This is a genomic window from Streptomyces fungicidicus, assembly GCF_003665435.1.
Classification (GTDB): domain Bacteria; phylum Actinomycetota; class Actinomycetes; order Streptomycetales; family Streptomycetaceae; genus Streptomyces; species Streptomyces fungicidicus.
Genome location: NZ_CP023407.1, coordinates 5,940,767 through 5,959,286, shown reverse-complemented (window position 1 = coordinate 5,959,286; position 18,520 = coordinate 5,940,767). Strand labels below are relative to the sequence as shown.

Sequence of the window (18,520 nt, the reverse complement as noted above, 5' to 3'; positions counted from 1 at the left end):
AGATGACCGAGAGTGAGAAGGGGCCGCGCATGCCTGGACTGCCGCCGATGACGGGCGTACCCGCGGGACTCGCCGACGACCCCCTCACGGCGTCCGCCGCCGCCAGGGGTGCCGAGGCCGTCCTGGAGGAGGTCCTGGAGGCGGGACTGCGCCGGGCCCGTGCCGTCGATCCGCTCTTCGCCCGTGATCTCGCCGACCGGGTGGGCGCGCTGGTCTCACGGGGCGGGAAGCGGCTGCGCGCGGCCTTCGCGTTCTGCGGCTGGCGGGCGGCGGGCGGCTCGGGCGACGCCACCGCGGTGCTGCGTACGGGTGCCGCCCTGGAACTGCTCCAGGCGTGCGCCCTCGTGCACGACGACGTGATGGACGGATCGCTGCGGCGCCGGGGAGGCCCGGCCCTGCACGTGGAACTGGCGCGCGGCCACTGGGCGGCGGGCATGCACGGGTCCGCCGAGGCCTTCGGCACCTCCTCCGCGGTGCTCGCCGGTGACCTGGCACTCGCGTGGGCGGACGACCTGCTGACGGAGACGGCGCTCGGCACGCCGCACGGCGGGCGTCTGCACGAGGAGTGGCGGGCGATGCGCACCGAGATGGTCGCCGGGCAGTACCGCGACCTGCACGCCCAGGCCGCCCGCTCGTCGGGGGTCGACGAGGCGCTGGACATCGCCACCCTGAAGAGCGCCCTGTACACCGTCGCCCGCCCCCTCGCCCTGGGCGGCTCGCTGGCCGGAGCCGGTGACCGGACCCTGGACGCGCTGCGGGCGGCCGGACGGTGCGCCGGTCTGGCGTTCCAGCTCCGCGACGACCTCCTCGGGGCCTTCGGCGACCCCGCGCTGACCGGCAAGCCGGCCGGCGACGACCTGCGGTCGCGCAAGCTCACCTACCTGCTGGCCGTCGCCCTGCGGCTCGCCGACGCGGCCGGGGACCACCAGGCCGCCGCCACCCTCGCACCGGACGCCGACTCCCGGTCGGACCGCGCCGTCGAACGGATGCGGACGGCGATGGAACGCACCGGCGCCAGGGAGGTGGTGGAGGCGAAGATCGTGGAGCTGACGGCGATGAGCCTCCGGCACTTCGAGGGCACGGGAGCCCCGCCCGCCGTGCGGCGCGAGTTCGCCGCGCTCGTCGAACGCGCGTCGGGCGTCGCTCCGCGCCGTGCCGAGGAGGTCGCGTGAAGGGGGTTCCGGGGCGCACCGACCACGTGGTCGTGGTGGGCGCCGGTCTGTCCGGGCTGGCCTGTGCGCTGCACCTGCTGGGCGCGGGCCGCCGGGTCACGCTCGTCGAACGGGACGGCGGTCCGGGCGGCCGGGCCGGCCGGGTGGATCTGGGCGGCTACCAGGTGGACACCGGACCCACGGTGCTGACCATGCCGGACCTGGCCGACGAGGCGTTCGCGGCGGTCGGCGACAGCCTGTACCGCCGCGTGGAGCTGACGGCCCTGCATCCGGCGTACCGGGCGGGCTTCGCGGACGGGTCCTCCCTCGACGTGCACACCGACGGCGAGGCGATGGAGGAGGAGGTGCGGCGCTTCGCCGGACCGGCGGAGGCGGCCGGTTACCGCGGGCTGCGGGAGTGGCTGGAGCGGCTGTACCGGGCGCAGATGCGCCGGTTCATCGACACCAACTTCGACTCCCCGTTCCAGCTGCTCCACCCGGACCTGGCCCGTCTGGCGGCGCTCGGCGGCTTCGGGCGGCTGGACGGCCGGATCGGCCGATTCCTCTCCGACGACCGTCTGCGCAGGGTCTTCTCCTTCCAGGCGCTGTACGCCGGTGTGGCCCCGGCCCGGGCGCTCGCGGCGTACGCGGTCATCGCGTACATGGACACCGTGGCCGGCGTCTGGTTCCCGAAGGGCGGCATGCACGCGCTCCCCCGGGCGATGGCCGACGCGGCGGCGGAGGCCGGCGCCGAGCTGCGCTGGTCGGCCGAGGTGAGCACGCTGGAGCGCTCGGCCGGCCGGGTGCGGGCCGTCCGCCTGGCCTCGGGCGAGCGGATCCCGTGCGACGCGGTGGTGCTGACCTGCGAACTGCCCACGGCCTACCGGCTGCTGGGGCGCCGGCCCCGGCGCCCGGCACGGCTCCGGCACTCGCCGTCCGCGGTGGTCCTGCACGCCGGGACCGACCGCACCTGGCCGCAACTGGCCCATCACACGATCTCCTTCGGCGCCGCCTGGGAGCGCACCTTCGACGAGCTGACCCGCACCGGCGAGCTGATGAGCGACCCGTCGTTGCTGATCACCCGTCCGACCACCCACGACCCCGGCCTGGCGCCTCCCGGCGGCCACCTCCACTACGTCCTGGCCCCGTGTCCCAACACGGCGGTCGGCCCGGACGCCGCCGCCTGGCGGGACCTCGGCCCCCGCTACCGGGACAGTCTGGTGGCCGAGCTGGAGCGCCGGGGTCTGGACGGCTTCGGGGACAGCGTGCGGGAGGAGCTGCTGGTGACCCCGCTGGACTGGACGGCACAGGGCCATGCGGCGGGCAGCCCCTTCTCGGTTTCCCACACCTTCGCCCAGACCGGGCCCTTCCGGCCGCGCAACCTCGTCCGGGGGGTGGAGAACGTGGTCCTGGCGGGCTGCGGGACCACTCCGGGCGTCGGCGTGCCGACGGTGCTCATCAGCGGCAAGCTCGCCGCCGCCCGCGTCACCGGCGGGGCCGGCCGCCGGGCCGTGCGCCCCGGTGCTCCCCCGGCGGCCGTTCCCGTCACCGCGACTCCTACCCCTGCAGGTGCTGATGACCCGTCGTGAACTGGACGCGGCCGGGATCACCGATCCCGTGCTGCGCGCCGACTACGCCCAGTGCCGGCGGCTCAACGCCCGCCACGGCAAGACCTACTTCCTCGCCACCCGTCTGCTGCCGCTGGAACACCGCTCGGCGGTGCACGCCCTGTACGGCTTCGCCCGCTGGGCGGACGACATCGTGGACGACCTCGACCCGCACCGGACACCCGGGGAACGCGACCGGCTGCTGAGCCGTCTGGAGTCCGACCTGGCGAACGGGCTGCCGGCCGGCGGCGGGGACGAGCCCGTGGTCCGGGCCGTCGCCGACACCGCCGCCCGCTACGGCATCGAGCACGCGCTCTTCGCCGACTTCCTGTCCTCGATGCGTGCCGACCTGACGGTCACGGACTATCCGACCTACGCCGACCTGCAGGGCTATGTGCACGGTTCGGCCGCGGTGATCGGCCTGCAGATGCTGCCGGTGCTGGGCACGGTCGTGCCCCGCGAGGAGGCGGCGCCCTACGCGGCGGCCCTCGGGGTGGCGTTCCAGCTCACCAACTTCCTGCGGGACGTGGGCGAGGACCTGGACCGCGGCCGCGTCTATCTGCCCGGGGACCTGCTCGCCGAGCACGGAGTGGACCGGCCGCTGCTGGAGTGGAGCCGGCGCACCGGGCGCTCCGACCCTCGGATCCGCGCGGCCTTCGTCGCGGCGGAAGCCATGACGCGGGGCATGTACCGGGCGGCGGAACCGGGCATCGCCATGCTCGATCCGCGGGTGCGCCCGTGCATCCGCACCGCGTTCGTCCTGTACGGCGGCATCCTCGACGCGATCGCGGCGGAGGACTACACCGTGCTGCACCGCCGTGCGGTGGTGTCCCGGCGGCGGCGCGCGGCCACGGCCGCGGGCGGTGTGCTGGGGGTGGCCCGCGCGCGGTGGGCGGCCCGCGGCCCACGGCGGACGGCCGCGGCGGACGGCGGGGTGACTCGGTGGAAGGAACCGGTGCGGTGAGCGGACGAGGGAACAGGGCACGCTGGACGCCGCCGTTGCGGCGCCGGAGCCGCGGCCCGGACTGGGCCACGCAGACGCCGACCTGGCGCCGGGCGCGTCCGGCGCTCATCGCCGACGCGCTGAAGCGCGCGTCCGCCCGCCCTTCCGGCAACTGGTTCGTGGCGGGTGCCTCCCGCACCATGCGCGCCCCGGACCGTCCGTACGGCAGGACGGTCGGGGGCGTGGAGGTCGTGCTGTGGCGCTCCGCGGACGGCGGGCTGCACGCGGGTGCGGGCATGTGCCCGCATCTGGGTGCTCCGCTGCGGGACAGCCGGGTGGTGTGCGGCACGCTGGTGTGCCACTGGCACGGACTGGCCCTGGACGGTGCGCCGTTCGCCGGGTGGCAGCCGTTCCCGGTGCACGACGACGGCGTGCTGGTCTGGGTGCGGCTGGACGAGGTGGGCAGTGAGGAGCCGACCGAGCGTCCCGTCGTACCCGAGCGGCCCGCGCCGGACAGCGGGGTGGACGCCGTGTTCACGGCGGTGGGCCGGTGCGAACCCCAGGACGTCGTGGCCAACCGGCTCGATCCGTGGCACGGCTCGTGGTTCCACCCCTATTCGTTCGTCGACCTGTCGGTGGTCCGGGAACCCCTCGGGGACGAGGACGACGCCTTCGTCGTGGACGTGTCCTTCCGGGTGGCGGGGCGTCTGGTGGTGCCGGTGCGGGCCGAGTTCACGGCGCCCGGGCCGCGCACGGTCCTCATGCGCATCACCGACGGCGAGGGAGCCACCTCCGTGGTGGAGACCCACGCGACGCCGCTGACCGGCGCAGGCGACGAACGGCCCCGGACGGCCGTGGTCGAGGCGGTCGTCGCCGCCTCGGACCGGCGCGGCTTCGCGCTGGCCAGGGCCGCCGCGCCCGTACTGCGTCCCCTGATGCGGCGTACGGCCGGACGTCTGTGGCGCGACGACCTGGCGTACGCGGAACGCCGCTGGGCGCTGCGCAGCACCGGACGGTTTCCCGGGTGACGCGTGCCGGGGGCCTTCGGGCCCCCGGCACGCCGCGGTCACCGGCGGACCGTGGTCCGGGGGGCCGGGCGGCGTTCCGCGAGACCGCCGAGCGCCCGCAGCACGGGTGAACGGCCGGCCCGGGGGACCGTCCACAGCACCTGTCCCCGTACGCCCCAGCCGCCGAGGAGGGCGTTGGCCGCGAGGAAACCGGTGGTGGCGGCCCGTTCCATGAGGGCGACCGGCAGATCGCAGCGGATCGCGTCACCGGCCAGGGTCAGCCACGGGTGAGGACCGCGCACGGTGGGGCGCCGGCGGTGCGAACCGACCGGGAAGAGCGGGCAGTCCGAGCGCCACTCGTGCCGGGCGTCGACCACCCGCGCCCCGCCGGTCTCCGGGTACACCTGGCGCAGCCGGTCGGCGAGCATGTCCTGCACGTCCTTCGGTTCCGCCGCGGGATCCACGGCGTAGGCGTGCAGTTCCACCACCGAGCCGCCGTTGCGGGCGGCCCAGCGGGCGGCCTCGCCCTCGTACCGCTCCAGGACGCTGATGTTGTCCAGTCCGCCGTAGCCGCTGGTCCCGAGGAAGCCGGGGCGGTCGGGGCGGACCGGACGGTCCAGCCAGAGCCGGGAGACCAGGAACGGCGGGGCGGTGCGCAGGGCCGCGACGTCGTCGCGCCAGGCGGGCGTGCCAAGACCGGGTGACGCCTCGACGATCCGGCGCAGTCCCCCGGGGTCCAGGGCGAGCACCACGGCCTGGTGGCGGTCGGCGCCGGTGCCGGTGCGCACCTCCGCTCCCCCGCCGTCGCGGGGTACGACGTCGTGCACGGGGGTCCCGGTGCGGACGTCGGCCCCGAGACGCCCGAGGTAGTCGCCGAGCGGTTCCCAGAGGGCCTGGGGGAAGGGCTCGGACGGCACGTCGAAGAGCAGGCCCTCGGCCGATCCGAGGAAGTAGATGTGGAACATCAGCAGCAGTTCGGCGGCGGACAGTTCCCGCGGGTCGGCGAAGAAGCTGCGCGAGAACACCTCGAACGCCAGGTGGTGCGCGGCTTCCGGGAAGCGCACGCGTTCCAGGAAATCGGTGGCGGTGACGTCGTCGAAGCGCTCGTACACCTCGGGCACGCGCACGTCGAGGAGCGGAAGCGCCGCCCGGGCGTCCATGGCCGCGAGGTCGCGCCAGCCGAAGGTGGGGCTCATGGCGACGAATCCGAGCGCGCTGAACGGCGGGGTCCTGGGGACGCGGGCGAAGCTGTCGGTCAGGCCGCCGCTGTGCCGCAGGGGGTAGTCGGGCAGCGGGGTGAGCCGGGCGAGCGCGGGGTCGGTGCGGCGAAGCAGACCGCGAAGGTTGTAGTACTGGCGGAAGAAGGCGTGGAACCCGCGGGTCATGGTCACCGGCGAGCCGTCCGCGAGCGTGGTGGGACGGCCGGCGAGCCGGCCGCCGAGGGAGTCCTCCCGCTCGTAGAGGGTGACGCGGGTGCCGCGTTCGGCCAGCAGGGTGGCCGCGGCGAGACCGGCGATGCCGCCGCCGATCACGCCGACGGACGGTGCGTCCCCGAGCGGGAAGCGGTTCCTGCCGGGCGGGGGCGTCAGGATCTCGGCCCTGCGGTCGCGGCCCCGCCGGGCGGCGCCTGTACGGCGGTCGGTCACCGGTTCTGCTCCTTCGGCGTGGGCGAGCCGTTGCGGGCGAGGAAGGTGTGCACGATGCCCGTCTGCCATCCGGCGACGGGGGCGACCCGCACCCCGGTGAAACCGGCCTGGGCGAGCCGGCCGGCGAAGGCGGGCGCGGTGTCGAAGTCGCGGACGCTGTGCCAGAGGTGGCGGTACAGGGCGCGGTCGCCGGTGAGCGTGCCCGCCGGGACGACGAACCCGCGGCACACGGCCGTCCACAGGGCCCGGTGCGCCCGCGAGCCGCTGAGGCTGTACTCGTGGGCGGCGAGACGTCCGCCCGGCCGCAGCAGGGCCCGGACGCTCTTGAGGAGCGTGTCCGGGTCGGTGACGTTCCGGAACAGGTAGGCGGCGAAGACCGCGTCGAAGGGCTCCTCGCCGGCGGCGGTGATCTCCTCTGCGGTCAGGTGCAGGAAGCTCACGCGTGCGGGCCACGGCTTGGCGAGTGCGCGGCGCAGCATGCCCGCCGACGCGTCCACCGCCGTGATCCGGGCCTGGGGGGCGGCCCTGAGCAGGGCCGCGGTCGAGGCGCCGGTGCCGCAGCCGAGGTCGAGGACGTGCAGTCCGGCGCCGTCGCCGGGGAGCCGGAGGCGGCGGGCGGAACGCAGCAGGCCCCCTCGGTGTCCCGGGTTGAGGGAGGTGAGGCTGTCGTAGGTGTGCGAGGCGTGGTCGAAGGCGCGCGCCAGGTCGTGGTCGCGCAGCAGACTCATCGGTGGCTCTCTCCGTTTCGTGCGATGGGCCGGGAGCGGCGTGGCAGGAACGGCAGTTCCACCGCGGTGCGGAGCATCGGCCGGACGGGCGTGCGCAGCCCGATGCCCCATTCCTCCCCCGGTGAGGTGGCGCCGTCCAGGAAGCGCAGCAGGCGCTCGGGCGGGACCCGGCGGAACAGGCCGGTGAAGAAGTCCGGTCCGTCGATCCGCCCGGTGTCCAGCGCGCGCAGCAGTACCGCGTCCATGGCCAGCGCGCGCCGCCCGTGGGGCGCGGGGACCGTCCCCCGTCCGTCGCGCAGGGCGGCGGCGATGGCCCTGCTCTGCCGTTGGACCGCCGCGAAGGTGTAGCCGGTGGCCGGTCGGGTCGCGCCGCCGGCGGTGCCGATCCGGTAGACGGCCTTCCCGGACCGGCGGGGGAAGCGGGCGTCGGTCATGGGGATGACGCCCTGCTCCGTGCGCTCCACGGTGAACGCGCCGAGCCCGAGGACGCCGCGGCAGTAGTGGCCGAGCGCCGCCTCGTAGGCGTCGGTGGTCAGCGGGGCGCGGGAGAACTCGGTGTACTCCACCAGCGCCCGGTCCGGGGCCAGCGGCAGCACGTAGCCGAAGGCGAGTCCGTGCGCGGGCTGCGGCACCCGGAAGTCCATCAGGTCGGCGACCGCGGGATCGAACCGTTCGGCGTCGGTGCGCACGAACCAGCCGCGGAAGTGCTGGAGCATCTGCGTGCGGGCCGGCGGCAGTTCGCGCGGGGGCCGGGAGTCGAAGACGCGCCGGGCGCGCAGGGTGAGGGCCCGGCCGGTGGGGAGCGTGCACCGGACCAGCGCGCCTCCGGGCACGTCGTGCACCGTGTCCGCCGTCGCGCGCAGCAGCCGTCCGTGCGGTGAACCGGCCAGCAGCGAGTGGACCTGCCGTTCGAACGAGGTGGAGCGCACCATGCGGTAGGTGAACGGGGCGGGGTCGACGGTGACCGCCCGGCCGTCGGCGCCGTGCACGCGCAGCACGGACCAGGACGCGCTGACGGCGCCGTCGAGGTCTCCGCCGTCCCGGTCCCAGTAGCACCAGGTCCGCTCCGCCGGGCGCAGCGGGCCGTCCGGCGGCTCGACGACGGTCACGGTGGCCGCGCCCGTCCCGGTCAGCCGGTGCGCGAGGCTGAGGCCGGCCGCGCCCCCGCCGAGGATGACCACGTCCGACGTCTCGGCCGGGCGCCGGGCGCCGGCTGCGCTCACTTCCACACTTCACTCCGGATCGGGGCGGGACGTCACATCGGGTCGCTCAGTTCTTCCGGCCGCCGGGCCCGCGTGGATGCGGCCGGTCACGGCGGGTCCTGGGCGTCACCGCGGCCGTCCGAGGTCGGTGAGCGCCTCCCGGGCGGCACGCGTGCCCGAGGCCAGGGCGCCCTGCACCGATCCGGTCGCCCGGTGGTCCCCGCACACGTACCTGCCGGGGCCGCGGCGGGTCGTACGGCTCAGCGGCCAGGGCGGGAGCATCGCGGGCAGCGCGCCCTCGACGGTGCGGACGGCGATCCGGCTCCAGCCGCTCGTGTCGGTGCCGTACAGGTCGGCCAGCCGGCGACGCACCCGGTCCGCCGTACCCGGCAGGTCCGTTCCCAGGACGGAGGTGGAGACCAGCGCGGTGCCGGGCGGCGCGTACGTGGGGGCGACCTCGCTGAGCACACAGGTGTTCAGGACCGCTCCGGTGCTGTCCACCATGAGGGTCGGTTCGGCCGGCGGCGTCCTGTCGGTCGCGTGGTAGTAGGTGGTGACCGTGCGTCCGTCCGGCACGGAGAGGCCCGGCAGCAGGCGGGCCGCGGTCGCCGCGTCCGTCGCGACCACGACGGTGGACGCCGGCACCTCGGCGCCGTCCTCCAGGACCACGCCCGAGCCGGTGACCCCGGCGACGGGCGTCCCGAGGCGCAGGACGCCGTCGGGCAGTCCTCCGGCGAGTTGGGCCGGCACCGCTCCGATGCCGTCGGCGGGCAGGCACAGGGTTCCGCGGACCATGCTCCGCCAGACGAGGTGGAAGAAGCGCGCGGAGGTCTCCAGTCGGTCCTCCAGGAACACTCCGGACAGGAACGGCCGCAGTACCTGTGCGATCACCTCGTCCGACAGGAACGCGCGGGACAGGGCCGAGGAGGTCGAGCGGTCCGCGCGGCGCCTCAGGACGTCCACCGGCAGCACCGCGTCGCGGGCGGTGAGCGCCGCGAGCGCGGCCAGGTCGCGGGCGGACAGGACCCTCCCGGGCAGCAGTTCGCGCGCCGCGCCTGGACTCCGGGTGGGATCGACGAGGCGCACCGGGCCGTCCTGGGTGTGGGCGACGACGCCCGGAGTGAACGGCCGCAGCCGCAGGCTCTTCAGGTCCAGGCGCCGTTTCACCTGCGGATAGGAGGTGTTGAACACCTGGAAGCCGCGGTCCAGGAGGAAGCCGTCCCGCCGGTCCGTGCGCATCCGGCCCCCGACCCCGTCGGACGCCTCCAGCAGGGCCACCCGCAGTCCGGCACGGCACAGGTCCAGTGCGCAGGCCAGGCCGGCCAGCCCCGCCCCTACGACGACGGCGTCCGGTGACCCGCGGTGTTCGTCGGTCATGGCTCTCCTCGCTCGGCGCCGGGTCCGTGCGGGGAGCCGGCGGGGCTCGTCGCCGGGCCCGCTCACCCGGCCGGTACCCGGATCACGCCGGGGCAGGCCCGTGTCCCGGCGCGGGCGGCCGGCACCGCCGGCCGGTCGCCGGTCCAGCGGACCACGTTCCCCGGGCCGATGCCAGGCGCCACGACCTGGCGCCCCGGACGTCGGCGCCTCACCCGGCGGCCACCGACTCCAGGACGGCGACCGCCTCGGCGAGCCCCGCGGGGCGCGCCAGTCCGGCCACCGCCCGCCCCGCCCAGCCCGGTCCGAGGGTCAGCACCACCGGCTTGCGGCGGGCGCCGCGCACGCCCCACTCCATGCCGGCCACGTGCTGGGCGAGCGGGCGGCTGGCGGTGGTGCGGGACTGCGCCCACAGTCCCACGGCGGCCGGCCCGGTCCGGCGTACCGCCGCGACGAGGGACTCGACGGGCAGGGAGCCGCCGAACATCCGCACCGGCACACCCCGCTCCGTCAGGGCGGCGGACAGCACCTCCAGGGCGAGCGTGTGGTTCTCCCCCGGTACACAGGCCAGCACCGTGGTGGCGCCGGGACGGTCGGCGACCGTGTCGGGCACGGTGCGCCGCAGCGCGCCGGAGACGTGCCAGGACAGGAAGTGCTCGACCTCGACGTACTTCTCGCCCGACGTCTCCCACTTGCGGCCGACGGCCTGCAGCGTGGGCATGATCACCTCGGTCCAGGCCGCGACCAGTCCGTGCTCGGTGATCGCGGCGAGCAGGAGCCGGTCCAGCGCGGCGGCGTCCAGCCGCAGCGCCGCACGGGCGATGCCCCTGCACTCCTGGCGCACGTCACCGAGGCGCAGCCCGCTGCCCGCCCGGCTGCGGGCCGGAGCGGGCCGCGGGCCTCTGGCCGGAGCGGGCCCCGACGCGACGGCCGCCTCGTGGGCCGGGGGCGCGGCCGGCGATTCCTCAGCGCGTGCCAGGCGCGCGGCCTCGGCCGGGGGCAGCCCGGTCGCCGTCAGCGCGCACATCCGCTCCAGCCGCGCGACGTCCCCCGCGGTCCAGCGGCGGTGCCGGCCGTCGGCGCGGCTGTCGGGGCCGAGTCCGTAGCGGCGGTCCCAGGTGCGGACCGTGGTGGGAGCCACCCCCAGACGCCTGGCCACCTCGCCGGTGGTCAGCCCGCCGCCCGGCGGGGCTCCCTCGCCGTCCCCGTGTCCGCCGTTCTCCGTGAGTGCTGCCATGACGCCAGTCTACGACGCACAAACGACGCATGTTGTTCTGCGTCGTTTCGCCTTCAACACTGGAGTCACGCGCACCGCAGGAGGAGTCAGGCCATGACCACCCAGACGCGATCCACCACCGCCCTCGTCCCGCCCGTGGAGGAGACGCGGTACGAGGAGGAACTGGCCCGTGGGCTCGCCGCTGCCGACGAGGAGGCGTTCGCGGCGATATACCGCCGCTGGGGCTCACTGGTCCACACCATGGCCACCCGGTCCCTGGGCGACACCCACGAGGCCGACGACGTGACCCAGCAGGTCTTCATCGGCGCCTGGCGCGGGCGGAACGGCTTCCGTCCCGACCGGGGCGCGCTCGGCGCCTGGCTGGTCGGCATCACCCGCCGCAAGATCATCGACGCACTGGCCGCCAGGACGCGGCGCCTCTCCCTCGTCGACTCGGCCGCGCACGGCGCCGCCCCCGCCGCGACGGCCGCCGCGGCACCGGACGACGTGCTGGACCGCGTGCTGCTCGTCGAGGCCCTGTCCCGGCTGCCGCGCGCTCAGCGGGAGGTGCTGTGCCTGGCGTTCTTCGAGGACCTGACGCAGGCCCAGATCGCGGAGCGCACCGGCGTGCCCCTGGGGACGGTCAAGAGTCACGCCCGCCGGGGTCTGCACCGGCTGCGGATGGTCATCGAGCAGGACCACGTGTAGGGCTCCGGCCGTGCGCCGGCCTCCGCGCACGGCCGGACAAACCTCGCCCCGGGCGCATCCGCGGCACCTGCCCCCCGCGAAACAGGAACGAGACTCCGCAGCCGGCGGAGACCCCACGCGAAGGGATGATCCCCATGAGCTCCCGGACCCCCGTCGCCGTCGCCGCCTCGGCCGGCGCGTGCGCACTCGCCCTCGGGGTGGGCGCACCCGCCATGGCCGCGTCCGACACGGCAGAGGACAAGTCCATGGTGTCCGTCTTCCACGGCATCCCCGGGATGACCGTCGACGTCTACGCCAACGGCAACGAGCTGCTCAGCGACTTCAAGCCGGGCACGGTGACCGAGCCGCAGTCCCTCGACGCCGGAACCTACGACATCGAGATCTTCAAGGCGGGCCAGGATCCCGACGGCACACCGGCCCTCGAGAAAGAGGTGAAGGTGCCCGAGGGCGGCAACGCCACGATCGCCGCCCACCTGTCCGCCGCCGGCAAGCCCCAGCTGACGGCGTTCGCCGACGACGTGTCCCAGGTGGACTCCGGCCAGGCGCGGCTGACGGTCCGCCATGTCGCGGCCGCGCCCGCCGTGGACGTACGGGCCGGCGGACAGCCCCTCTTCACCGGTCTGTCCAACCCCGACCAGGACACCGCGACGGTCGACGCCGGGACGGTGAACACCGACGTCGTCCTCGCCGGGACGGACACGGTGGCCATCGGACCGGCCGAGCTGAAACTGGCGGAGGGCACCAGCAACGTCGTCTACGCCTGGGGCAGCGCCGACGACAAGAACCTGGCCCTGGCCACCCAGACGCTGAGCGGCACGGAATCACCGTCCGGCTCCGGGCACACGGGCGGCGGGAGCGCCGCCGCCCCGAACTCCCCCGACCGGTGGCCTGCCTGGGCGGCCGGAGCGCTCGCGGTGCCCGGCGTCCTGGTGGCCCGCCGCTTCGTGGACCGGCGTCCCTGACGGCGTGGGAGGGCCGACCCCCGGCGGCTGCCGCCCCGGCAGCCGCCCTCGGCGTTCCGGGCCGGCCGCGGGAACCCGGCCCGGCGGCCGGAAGCCGGTGTTGCACAAGCAGTACGGATCCGAGACACCGGAGGTCGCAGTGGGCCATGTCGAGTCGGCGCACCTGGTGGAGCTGGCGCTGGGCCACGCGACCGGTGACGACGATGTCGGCGCCCTGCGGCACATCGCGAGCTGCCCGCACTGCCGCGAGGAACTGAGGCAGCTGTCCCGCCTGGTGGCCGCCGCACGCGACGCCGAGGTGGCGGATCTCCCGGCCGCGCCCCCCGGACACGTCTGGCGGCGGATCGCCCGGGAGGTGTCGCATGAGACCGCCGCGCCCCCGCCGCCGGGACGACGTCCCGCGCGGGCGGGCTTCCTCGTGGTCGCCCTGGTCGCGGGCGCCGCCCTGCTCCGCAGGCTCTGGGCCGCCGCCGGACGCGGGGCCCTCCGGCGGCGCGGGCGGAACACCGGGACGCCCCCCGTCCGCCCGGCCGGCCGTTGAGCACGGTGGCGTCGGCTTCCGGGAGGCGCCGGGCGGTTCACAGGTCGCCCAGGGTGTCCAGTCCGGTCAGTGCGCCCACGGGATCCGGGTCGGGGGTGCCGCGGGGCCACCAGTCGTCGTGGCCCGGCTCGGACTCGTAGGCGTACCAGAGGTGGTCGCGGCCCAGGCGGAGCTGGACATGGCCCCGGGGGTGGGTGAGGTGGTTGCGCCAGGGGCGGAAGGCGGGCAGGTCGGCGGCGAGGAGCAGCGGGCGGGCGCGGTCGAACCGGCCGGCCGGCGGGTCCCAGGGCTCGTCGAGGACGTCGAGGCCCCGGCGGCCGCCCTGGCGCCAGGCGGCGACCGCGCGCGCCAGATCGGCGGGGGTGCGGCCGGCGGCTCGGGCCAGGGAGGAGTACAGCGCGCGGGTCGCCGCGGTCAGTCCGGAGCCGGGGCGGGCGGCGGCGAGCCGCACCGCGTCCTGCCAGAGAGTCAGCCGGGCGACGGGGTCGCGGCCGGTGGTGAGCAGGGCGTGCGCGCGGGCGGCGGCGTCGGTGGCCAGCTGGTCCAGCGCGAACGGGTCGGGCCCGCCCGGTGACGCCGGGTACACGGGCGGCTGTTCGGGGTGCGGCGGCGGGGGCAGCGGGGCCGGGAGCGGCGGGAGGCCGCTCCGGGCGACTGCCTCGGCCGCCCTGATGCCGGGCAGGGGTTCCGGTTCCCTTCCCTGGGCGGCGCGGGCGGTGCGGGCGGCGCTGAGCCGGGAGAGCGCGTCGATCACCTCGCGCTCGCCGCGCCCGCGCAGCAGGAGCAGTACGAACGGGTCGGCGTCGAGCAGCCGGGCCGTCTGGTAGCAGAGGGCCGCGGCGTGCTTGCAGGGGTGACCGGAGTCGGGGCAGCTGCACCGCGGGGCGAGGTCGCCGGGGTCGGGCAGCAGCGGGACTCCGCAGTCGGCGAGGGACTGCGGCATCTCCTTGTCGAGCAGTGCGGCGATATGGCCGGGCCGCTCGGCGGCGGCGTCCAGAAACCGCTCCCACTCGGCGTCGCCGAACGTCCGCAGCCGCACCTGCACCCGGTACGGCCGCGGGCGGCTGCCCCGCACGTAGGCGAGCACCAGCCCCGGGGTGACGGTGATGGCGTCGACGTGTCCCTCTTCGGCGTAGGCGCGCCCGCGTGCCAGCCGTGCGGCGTCGAGCGCGCCGTCCTCCAGCGCGGTGACCCACTCGTCGCCCCACCAGGTCTCGGCGAAGCGCGGCGTGTCCGGGGTGCGGGGCGGGAACGCCGGGAAGGTGCGGCGCAGTTCGCCGTCGCGGGCGGGAGCGGCCATGGAGCGGGGCGCGGTGTCCCGCGGGGCGGCCGGGGTAGGGGCCGCTCCGGTGCCGGGGCCGGGATCCCTCTCCGGTCCGTCCGCCGTGCCGGGCAGGCGGAAGGCGTCGGCGAGCGCCGAACGGACCTCGCGCGCCCGGGTGTCCGCGGCGCGGTCGCCGCGCGTCGTGCGGGGGACGCGCGGGGCCGGTGAGGGTGCGCGCCGCGCGGGGGTCCCGGCCCGTTCGGGCCGGACGTCGGCCTCCTCACGGGCGGACCGCAACGCCTCCCGCGCGGCGTCCCCAGGTCGGGCGGCCGGCCGGCCCGCCTCCCCCGGCACGCCGACCGCCCCGTCCCCGGAGGGGGCGGGGCCGACCGTCGCCGCGCCGTCACGGACGTCCCCGGACGACACCGGACCGACCGTCCCCACGTCGTCACGAGCCTCCCCGGACGACACCGGACCGACCGCCGCCGCGCCGTCACGAGCCTCCCCGGACGACACCGGATCGACCGCAGCCACGTCGTCAGGGACGTCCCCGGACGCGCCGTCCGCCGGCGCCCCCGGCGACGGCGCGGTGACCTCCCCCGCCCCGGACGACACCGGACCGGCCATCGCCGCGCCGTCACGGGCATCCCCGGACGACGCCGGATCGACCGCCGCCACGCCGTCACGGGCATCCCCGGACGACACCGGACCGACCGCCGCAACGCCGTCACGGGTCTCCCCGGACGCGGCGTCCGGGATCGCCGACGCGCCGGGTGACGCCTCTCCCGGCGTGCCGGGCGACACCGGCTCACGCCCCGGCGAGCCCGCCACGCCCCCGGGCGACACATCCACGCCCCCGGTGTCGCCGGACCCTTCGTCGCCGGGGGCCGTCCTGTCCGGGCCCGTCGCCTCCGGGGCGTGGCGGTCCGTCGGCGTCGGGGTTTCGCTTCCGTCGGCGTCGTCGGCCTCCGCTTCGGTGCCGCGCCGGGCCCGCACCGCGCGGCGCAGTGCCTCGCGCGCCACGTCGCCCGGGCGGGGCGCCCGGCCGGCGGACGGCGCGGCCGCGGGCGGCGTGGCGGCGCCGGGCGGCCGGTCCTCGGTGGCCGCCGGCTCGCCGGCCGCCCGCTCGCGGGCCGCGCGCAGGGCCTCGCGTGCCTCGTCGGACGGGCGGGGGGTCATGCCGGCCTCCGCAGGGACACCAGATCGGACAGATCACGGTCGGACAGCTCCGTGAGCGCGGACTCGCCCGACCCGAGGACCGCGTCGGCGAGGGCGCGCTTGGACTCCAGCATGTCGGCGATGCGGTCCTCGACCGTGCCCTCGGTGACCAGGCGGTGCACCTGCACGGGCTGGGTCTGCCCGATGCGGTACGCGCGGTCGGTGGCCTGCTCCTCGACCGCGGGGTTCCACCAGCGGTCGAAGTGGACGACATGGCCCGCGCGGGTCAGGTTGAGGCCGGTGCCCGCGGCCTTGAGCGAGAGCACCAGGACGGGCGTCGCCCCGCTCTGGAAGCGGTCCACCATGCGCTCCCGCTCCGGCACCGGCGTACCGCCGTGCAGGAGGTCGGCCGGGACCGCGCGCCCGGCGAGGTGGGCGGTGATCAGGCGGGCCATCCCGACGTACTGGGTGAAGACCAGGGCCGAGCCGTCCTCGGCGAGGAGGGTGTCGAGCAGTTCGTCCAGCAGGGCGAGCTTTCCGGAACGGGCGGAGAGCCGGTCGCCGCCGGCCCCCGCGGGCTCCTCCTTCAGATACAGCGCGGGGTGGTCGCAGATCTGCTTCAGCGAGGTCAGCAGCTTCAGCACCAGTCCGCGGCGGCCCATGCCCCGCGCCGTCCCGATGGCGGCCATCGACTCGCGCACCACCGCCTCGTACAGCGCGGCCTGCTCGCGGGTGAGCGGCACCGGGTGGTCCGTCTCGGTCTTGGGCGGCAGTTCCGGCACGATGCCGGGGTCGGACTTCTTGCGCCGCAGCAGGAAGGGGCGGACCAGACGGGCGAGGCGCCCGGCCGCCGCGTCGTCCTCGCCCGTCTCCACCGCGCGCGCGTGCCGGGCGCGGAAGGACTTCAGCGGGCCGAGGAGTCCTGGGGTCGTCCAGTCGAGGAGGGCCCACAGCTCGGAGAGGTTGTTCTCCACCGGGGTGCCGGTGAGCGCGACCCGTGCGGGGGCCGGGATGGTGCGCAGGGCCTTCGCCGTCGCGGAGTGGGGGTTCTTGACGTACTGTGCCTCGTCGGCGACGACCATGCCCCACCGCCGGCCGGCGAGTTCCGGCGCGGTGGAGCGCATGGTGCCGTAGGTGGTGAGGACGAAGCCGCCGTCCACGCCGTCCAGGGTGCGGTCCGGGCCGTGGAAGCGGCGTACGGGGACGCCGGGCGCGAACCGGGTGATCTCCCGCTGCCAGTTGCCGAGCAGCGAGGCGGGACAGACCACCAGGGTGGGTTCGCTGCGGGCCCGCTTCAGATGGAGCGCGATGAGGGTGATGGTCTTGCCCAGTCCCATGTCGTCGGCGAGGCAGCCGCCGAGGCCGAGGGAGGTCATGAGGTCCAGCCAGGCCAGCCCCCGGAGCTGGTAGTCGCGCAGCGTGGCGTCGAGGCCGGGCGGCGGCTCGGCGGGCCGCACGCCGGCGGTGAGGCGGTCGCGGAGGACGGCGAGGGCGCCGGCCGGCACCGCCTCGACGGTCTCGCCGTCGACCTCCGCGTGCCCGGTGAGGGCGACGGACAGCGCGTCGACCGGGTCGAGCAGCCCCAGGTCCCGCTTGCGGGCCTTGCGCACGAGGTCGGGGTCGACCAGCACCCACTGGTCGCGCAGCCGCACGACCGGGCGGTGGGCCTCGGCCAGGGCGTCCATCTCGGCCTCGGTGAGGGGGTCGCCGCCGAGGGCGAGCTGCCAGCCGAACCGCAGCAGGTCCTCGCTCTCGAAGAAGCCGGTGCCGTCGGTCGCCGAGCCGGGTGCCGGCCGGACCACCGCCGTGGCGGTCAGGTCCTGGGCGAGGTCCCGTGGCCAGTGCACCGCCACCCCGGCCGCGGCGAGCCGGGTGGCCGCCACCCCCAGCAGGTCGTTGAGCTCGTCCTCGGACAGGGCCAGCACGTCCGGCACGTCCTGGTCGGAGAGCCGGTCCAGCGGGGGCCAGACGCGGGCGGCGCGGCGCACGGCGAGGGCGGCGTCCACCCGCGCGCGGGGGCCGAAGGAGGCGTCCGCCCCGCCCGCCCACAGGGCCGCCGCGTCGGCGACCAGGGTGGGGTCGGCGAGGCTGTGCACCTGGACGATCGCCGCCCCGGCGCCGCGCGCGCCGCTCCCGGCGCCGCCGCCCGCTCCCTCGCCGGCGTCGAAGAGGTCGTACGCGGACAGGTCCAGGCGGAGCGAGACGCGCACCCCGGCGTCCATGCCGGCGGCGACCTCGGCGGCCCAGTCGCGGGCGTCGGGCAGCCGCTGCGCCGGGCGCGCGGCGAACGGCGCTCCCGAGGCGTACGCCGCGGCCGGGGTGCGGGGCAGGGTGTCGGTGACCGCGTCCAGGAAGGCGCGCACCAGCGCCTCCGGCCGGGGCAGCCGGACGGGTCCCGGTCCCGGCAGCGGGACGGCGTGGCCCTCGTACGGCAGGGCGGCGGCCACCGCGCGCAGGTGCGCCACGTCGTCCGGTTCGAGGGGGCCGGCGCGCCAGGCGTCGTGTCCGGCGGCGGTCAGGCCGGGCAGCAGCCGGCCGCGGGCGGTGAGCCGCAGCGCGTGCAGGGCGGCCGCTCCCCAGCAGGCGGTGGCGGGGTGGGCGGCGGGATCGTGACGGGCGCGGACCAGCAGCGGCAGCGCCTCGTCGACGGGGAGGGAGAGGGCCGTGGTGGTCCGCCGCCGCACCCCCGTGCCGTGCGGGCGGACGACGGTGAGTTCGGTGTGCCGCGCGGGCCCGGTGGTGCCGGTTCCGCCAGGGGGCGGCGGCGGCTCGCCGGGGCCGCCGGCGGGGTCGTAGAAGGCGATCCGTCCGTCGCGCGGGAGGGGCGCGGGCAGGAAGACGGCCGCGAGCCGGACGGAAGGGTCCTCCCCCGCCGTCCCGCCGGGCGCGGCCGGGCCCGCTGCGGCCGCCGTGGTCCGCTCGCTCATACGTCCTGTCACCTCCCGCCCCTGTGTCCGGCCAGTCGTCTCCGACTCTACGGGCGGGGTCTGACAACCGGCCCCGGCGGCCGGCC

General features: G+C 76.5%; 14 protein-coding genes. 7 read left to right on the top strand and 7 right to left on the bottom strand.

The features are described 5' to 3' along the window. Nucleotides 1–29: 29 nt before the first annotated feature. Genes CNQ36_RS26940 through CNQ36_RS26925 form a run of 4 tightly spaced genes read left to right on the top strand, consistent with a single transcriptional unit; the run spans nt 30 to nt 4,729 of the window. Entirely contained in the window at nt 30–1,172 is a 1,143-nt protein-coding gene (locus tag CNQ36_RS26940) for a polyprenyl synthetase family protein (RefSeq protein WP_163013375.1), read from the top strand. Further along, the gene (gene crtI / locus CNQ36_RS26935) at nt 1,169–2,740 is read left to right on the top strand and encodes a phytoene desaturase family protein (protein ID WP_121547888.1); all 1,572 of its coding nucleotides are present in this window, start codon (nt 1,169–1,171) and stop codon (nt 2,738–2,740) included. The genes CNQ36_RS26940 and crtI overlap by 4 nt, the downstream gene beginning before the upstream one ends. After that, a complete protein-coding gene (locus CNQ36_RS26930; RefSeq protein WP_121547887.1) occupies nt 2,727–3,722 on the top strand; it encodes a phytoene/squalene synthase family protein in 996 nt (331 codons plus the stop codon). The genes crtI and CNQ36_RS26930 overlap by 14 nt, the downstream gene beginning before the upstream one ends. Next, the gene (locus CNQ36_RS26925; protein WP_121548610.1) at nt 3,719–4,729 is read left to right on the top strand and encodes a DUF5914 domain-containing protein; all 1,011 of its coding nucleotides are present in this window, start codon (nt 3,719–3,721) and stop codon (nt 4,727–4,729) included. Before CNQ36_RS26930 ends, CNQ36_RS26925 begins: the two co-directional genes overlap by 4 nt. Before the next feature lie 38 nt (nt 4,730–4,767). On the opposite strand, the gene CNQ36_RS26920 is transcribed toward CNQ36_RS26925, so the two are convergent. The 5 genes from CNQ36_RS26920 to CNQ36_RS26900 all read right to left on the bottom strand — a co-directional run bounded on the left by CNQ36_RS26920 (nt 4,768) and on the right by CNQ36_RS26900 (nt 10,895). Further along, the gene (locus CNQ36_RS26920; RefSeq protein WP_121547886.1) at nt 4,768–6,354 is read right to left on the bottom strand and encodes an FAD-dependent oxidoreductase; all 1,587 of its coding nucleotides are present in this window, start codon (nt 6,352–6,354) and stop codon (nt 4,768–4,770) included. Further along, complete coding sequence (locus CNQ36_RS26915) at nt 6,351–7,082, bottom strand: class I SAM-dependent methyltransferase (protein ID WP_121547885.1); 732 nt, start codon at nt 7,080–7,082, stop codon at nt 6,351–6,353. Before CNQ36_RS26915 ends, CNQ36_RS26920 begins: the two co-directional genes overlap by 4 nt. After that, nucleotides 7,079–8,305, bottom strand: a complete 1,227-nt coding sequence (locus tag CNQ36_RS26910; protein ID WP_121547884.1) for a lycopene cyclase family protein — start codon at nt 8,303–8,305, stop codon at nt 7,079–7,081. The genes CNQ36_RS26915 and CNQ36_RS26910 overlap by 4 nt, the downstream gene beginning before the upstream one ends. 105 nt (nt 8,306–8,410) lie before the next feature. Further along, a complete protein-coding gene (locus tag CNQ36_RS26905; protein WP_121547883.1) occupies nt 8,411–9,661 on the bottom strand; it encodes an NAD(P)/FAD-dependent oxidoreductase in 1,251 nt (416 codons plus the stop codon). A 208-nt stretch (nt 9,662–9,869) separates the two neighbouring features. Continuing rightward, on the bottom strand, nt 9,870–10,895 hold the full coding sequence (locus CNQ36_RS26900; RefSeq protein WP_121547882.1) for a MerR family transcriptional regulator: 1,026 nt from the start codon (nt 10,893–10,895) through the stop codon (nt 9,870–9,872). A gap of 93 nt (nt 10,896–10,988) precedes the next feature. On the opposite strand from CNQ36_RS26900, the gene CNQ36_RS26895 reads away from it, so the two are divergent. From CNQ36_RS26895 to CNQ36_RS26885, 3 genes are all read left to right on the top strand, one after another. After that, nucleotides 10,989–11,582 (top strand): sigma-70 family RNA polymerase sigma factor, encoded by a 594-nt coding sequence (locus CNQ36_RS26895; RefSeq protein WP_121547881.1) that lies wholly within the window; start codon nt 10,989–10,991, stop codon nt 11,580–11,582. 134 nt (nt 11,583–11,716) lie between these two features. After that, the gene (locus tag CNQ36_RS26890) at nt 11,717–12,544 is read left to right on the top strand and encodes a DUF4397 domain-containing protein (RefSeq protein ID WP_121547880.1); all 828 of its coding nucleotides are present in this window, start codon (nt 11,717–11,719) and stop codon (nt 12,542–12,544) included. A gap of 100 nt (nt 12,545–12,644) precedes the next feature. Beyond that, nucleotides 12,645–13,085 carry a hypothetical protein gene (locus CNQ36_RS26885; RefSeq protein WP_121547879.1) on the top strand — a complete coding sequence of 147 codons (441 nt, stop codon included), beginning with the start codon at nt 12,645–12,647 and terminating at the stop codon, nt 13,083–13,085. Between the two features lie 37 nt (nt 13,086–13,122). Here the strand turns inward: CNQ36_RS26885 and CNQ36_RS26880 are convergent, their stop codons facing one another. Together CNQ36_RS26880 and CNQ36_RS26875 are read right to left on the bottom strand one after the other, a co-directional pair. After that, nucleotides 13,123–14,976 carry an SWIM zinc finger family protein gene (locus tag CNQ36_RS26880; RefSeq protein ID WP_410177138.1) on the bottom strand — a complete coding sequence of 618 codons (1,854 nt, stop codon included), beginning with the start codon at nt 14,974–14,976 and terminating at the stop codon, nt 13,123–13,125. A gap of 548 nt (nt 14,977–15,524) precedes the next feature. After that, nucleotides 15,525–18,434 (bottom strand): DEAD/DEAH box helicase, encoded by a 2,910-nt coding sequence (locus tag CNQ36_RS26875; protein WP_121547877.1) that lies wholly within the window; start codon nt 18,432–18,434, stop codon nt 15,525–15,527. Between the last annotated feature and the right edge of the window lie 86 nt (nt 18,435–18,520).

Bases quoted from the DNA above. Each gene is read 5' to 3' on its own strand.
- CNQ36_RS26940 (WP_163013375.1), top strand. From the start codon at position 30: ATGCCTGGACTGCCGCCGATGACGGGCGTACCCGCGGGACTCGCCGAC.
- CNQ36_RS26930 (WP_121547887.1), top strand. From the start codon at position 2,727: ATGACCCGTCGTGAACTGGACGCGGCCGGGATCACCGATCCCGTGCTG.
- CNQ36_RS26915 (WP_121547885.1), bottom strand. From the start codon at position 7,082: ATGAGTCTGCTGCGCGACCACGACCTGGCGCGCGCCTTCGACCACGCC.
- CNQ36_RS26905 (WP_121547883.1), bottom strand. From the start codon at position 9,661: ATGACCGACGAACACCGCGGGTCACCGGACGCCGTCGTCGTAGGGGCG.
- CNQ36_RS26900 (WP_121547882.1), bottom strand. From the start codon at position 10,895: ATGGCAGCACTCACGGAGAACGGCGGACACGGGGACGGCGAGGGAGCC.
- CNQ36_RS26895 (WP_121547881.1), top strand. From the start codon at position 10,989: ATGACCACCCAGACGCGATCCACCACCGCCCTCGTCCCGCCCGTGGAG.
- CNQ36_RS26890 (WP_121547880.1), top strand. From the start codon at position 11,717: ATGAGCTCCCGGACCCCCGTCGCCGTCGCCGCCTCGGCCGGCGCGTGC.
- CNQ36_RS26880 (WP_410177138.1), bottom strand. From the start codon at position 14,976: ATGGCCGGTCCGGTGTCGTCCGGGGCGGGGGAGGTCACCGCGCCGTCG.
- CNQ36_RS26875 (WP_121547877.1), bottom strand. From the start codon at position 18,434: ATGAGCGAGCGGACCACGGCGGCCGCAGCGGGCCCGGCCGCGCCCGGC.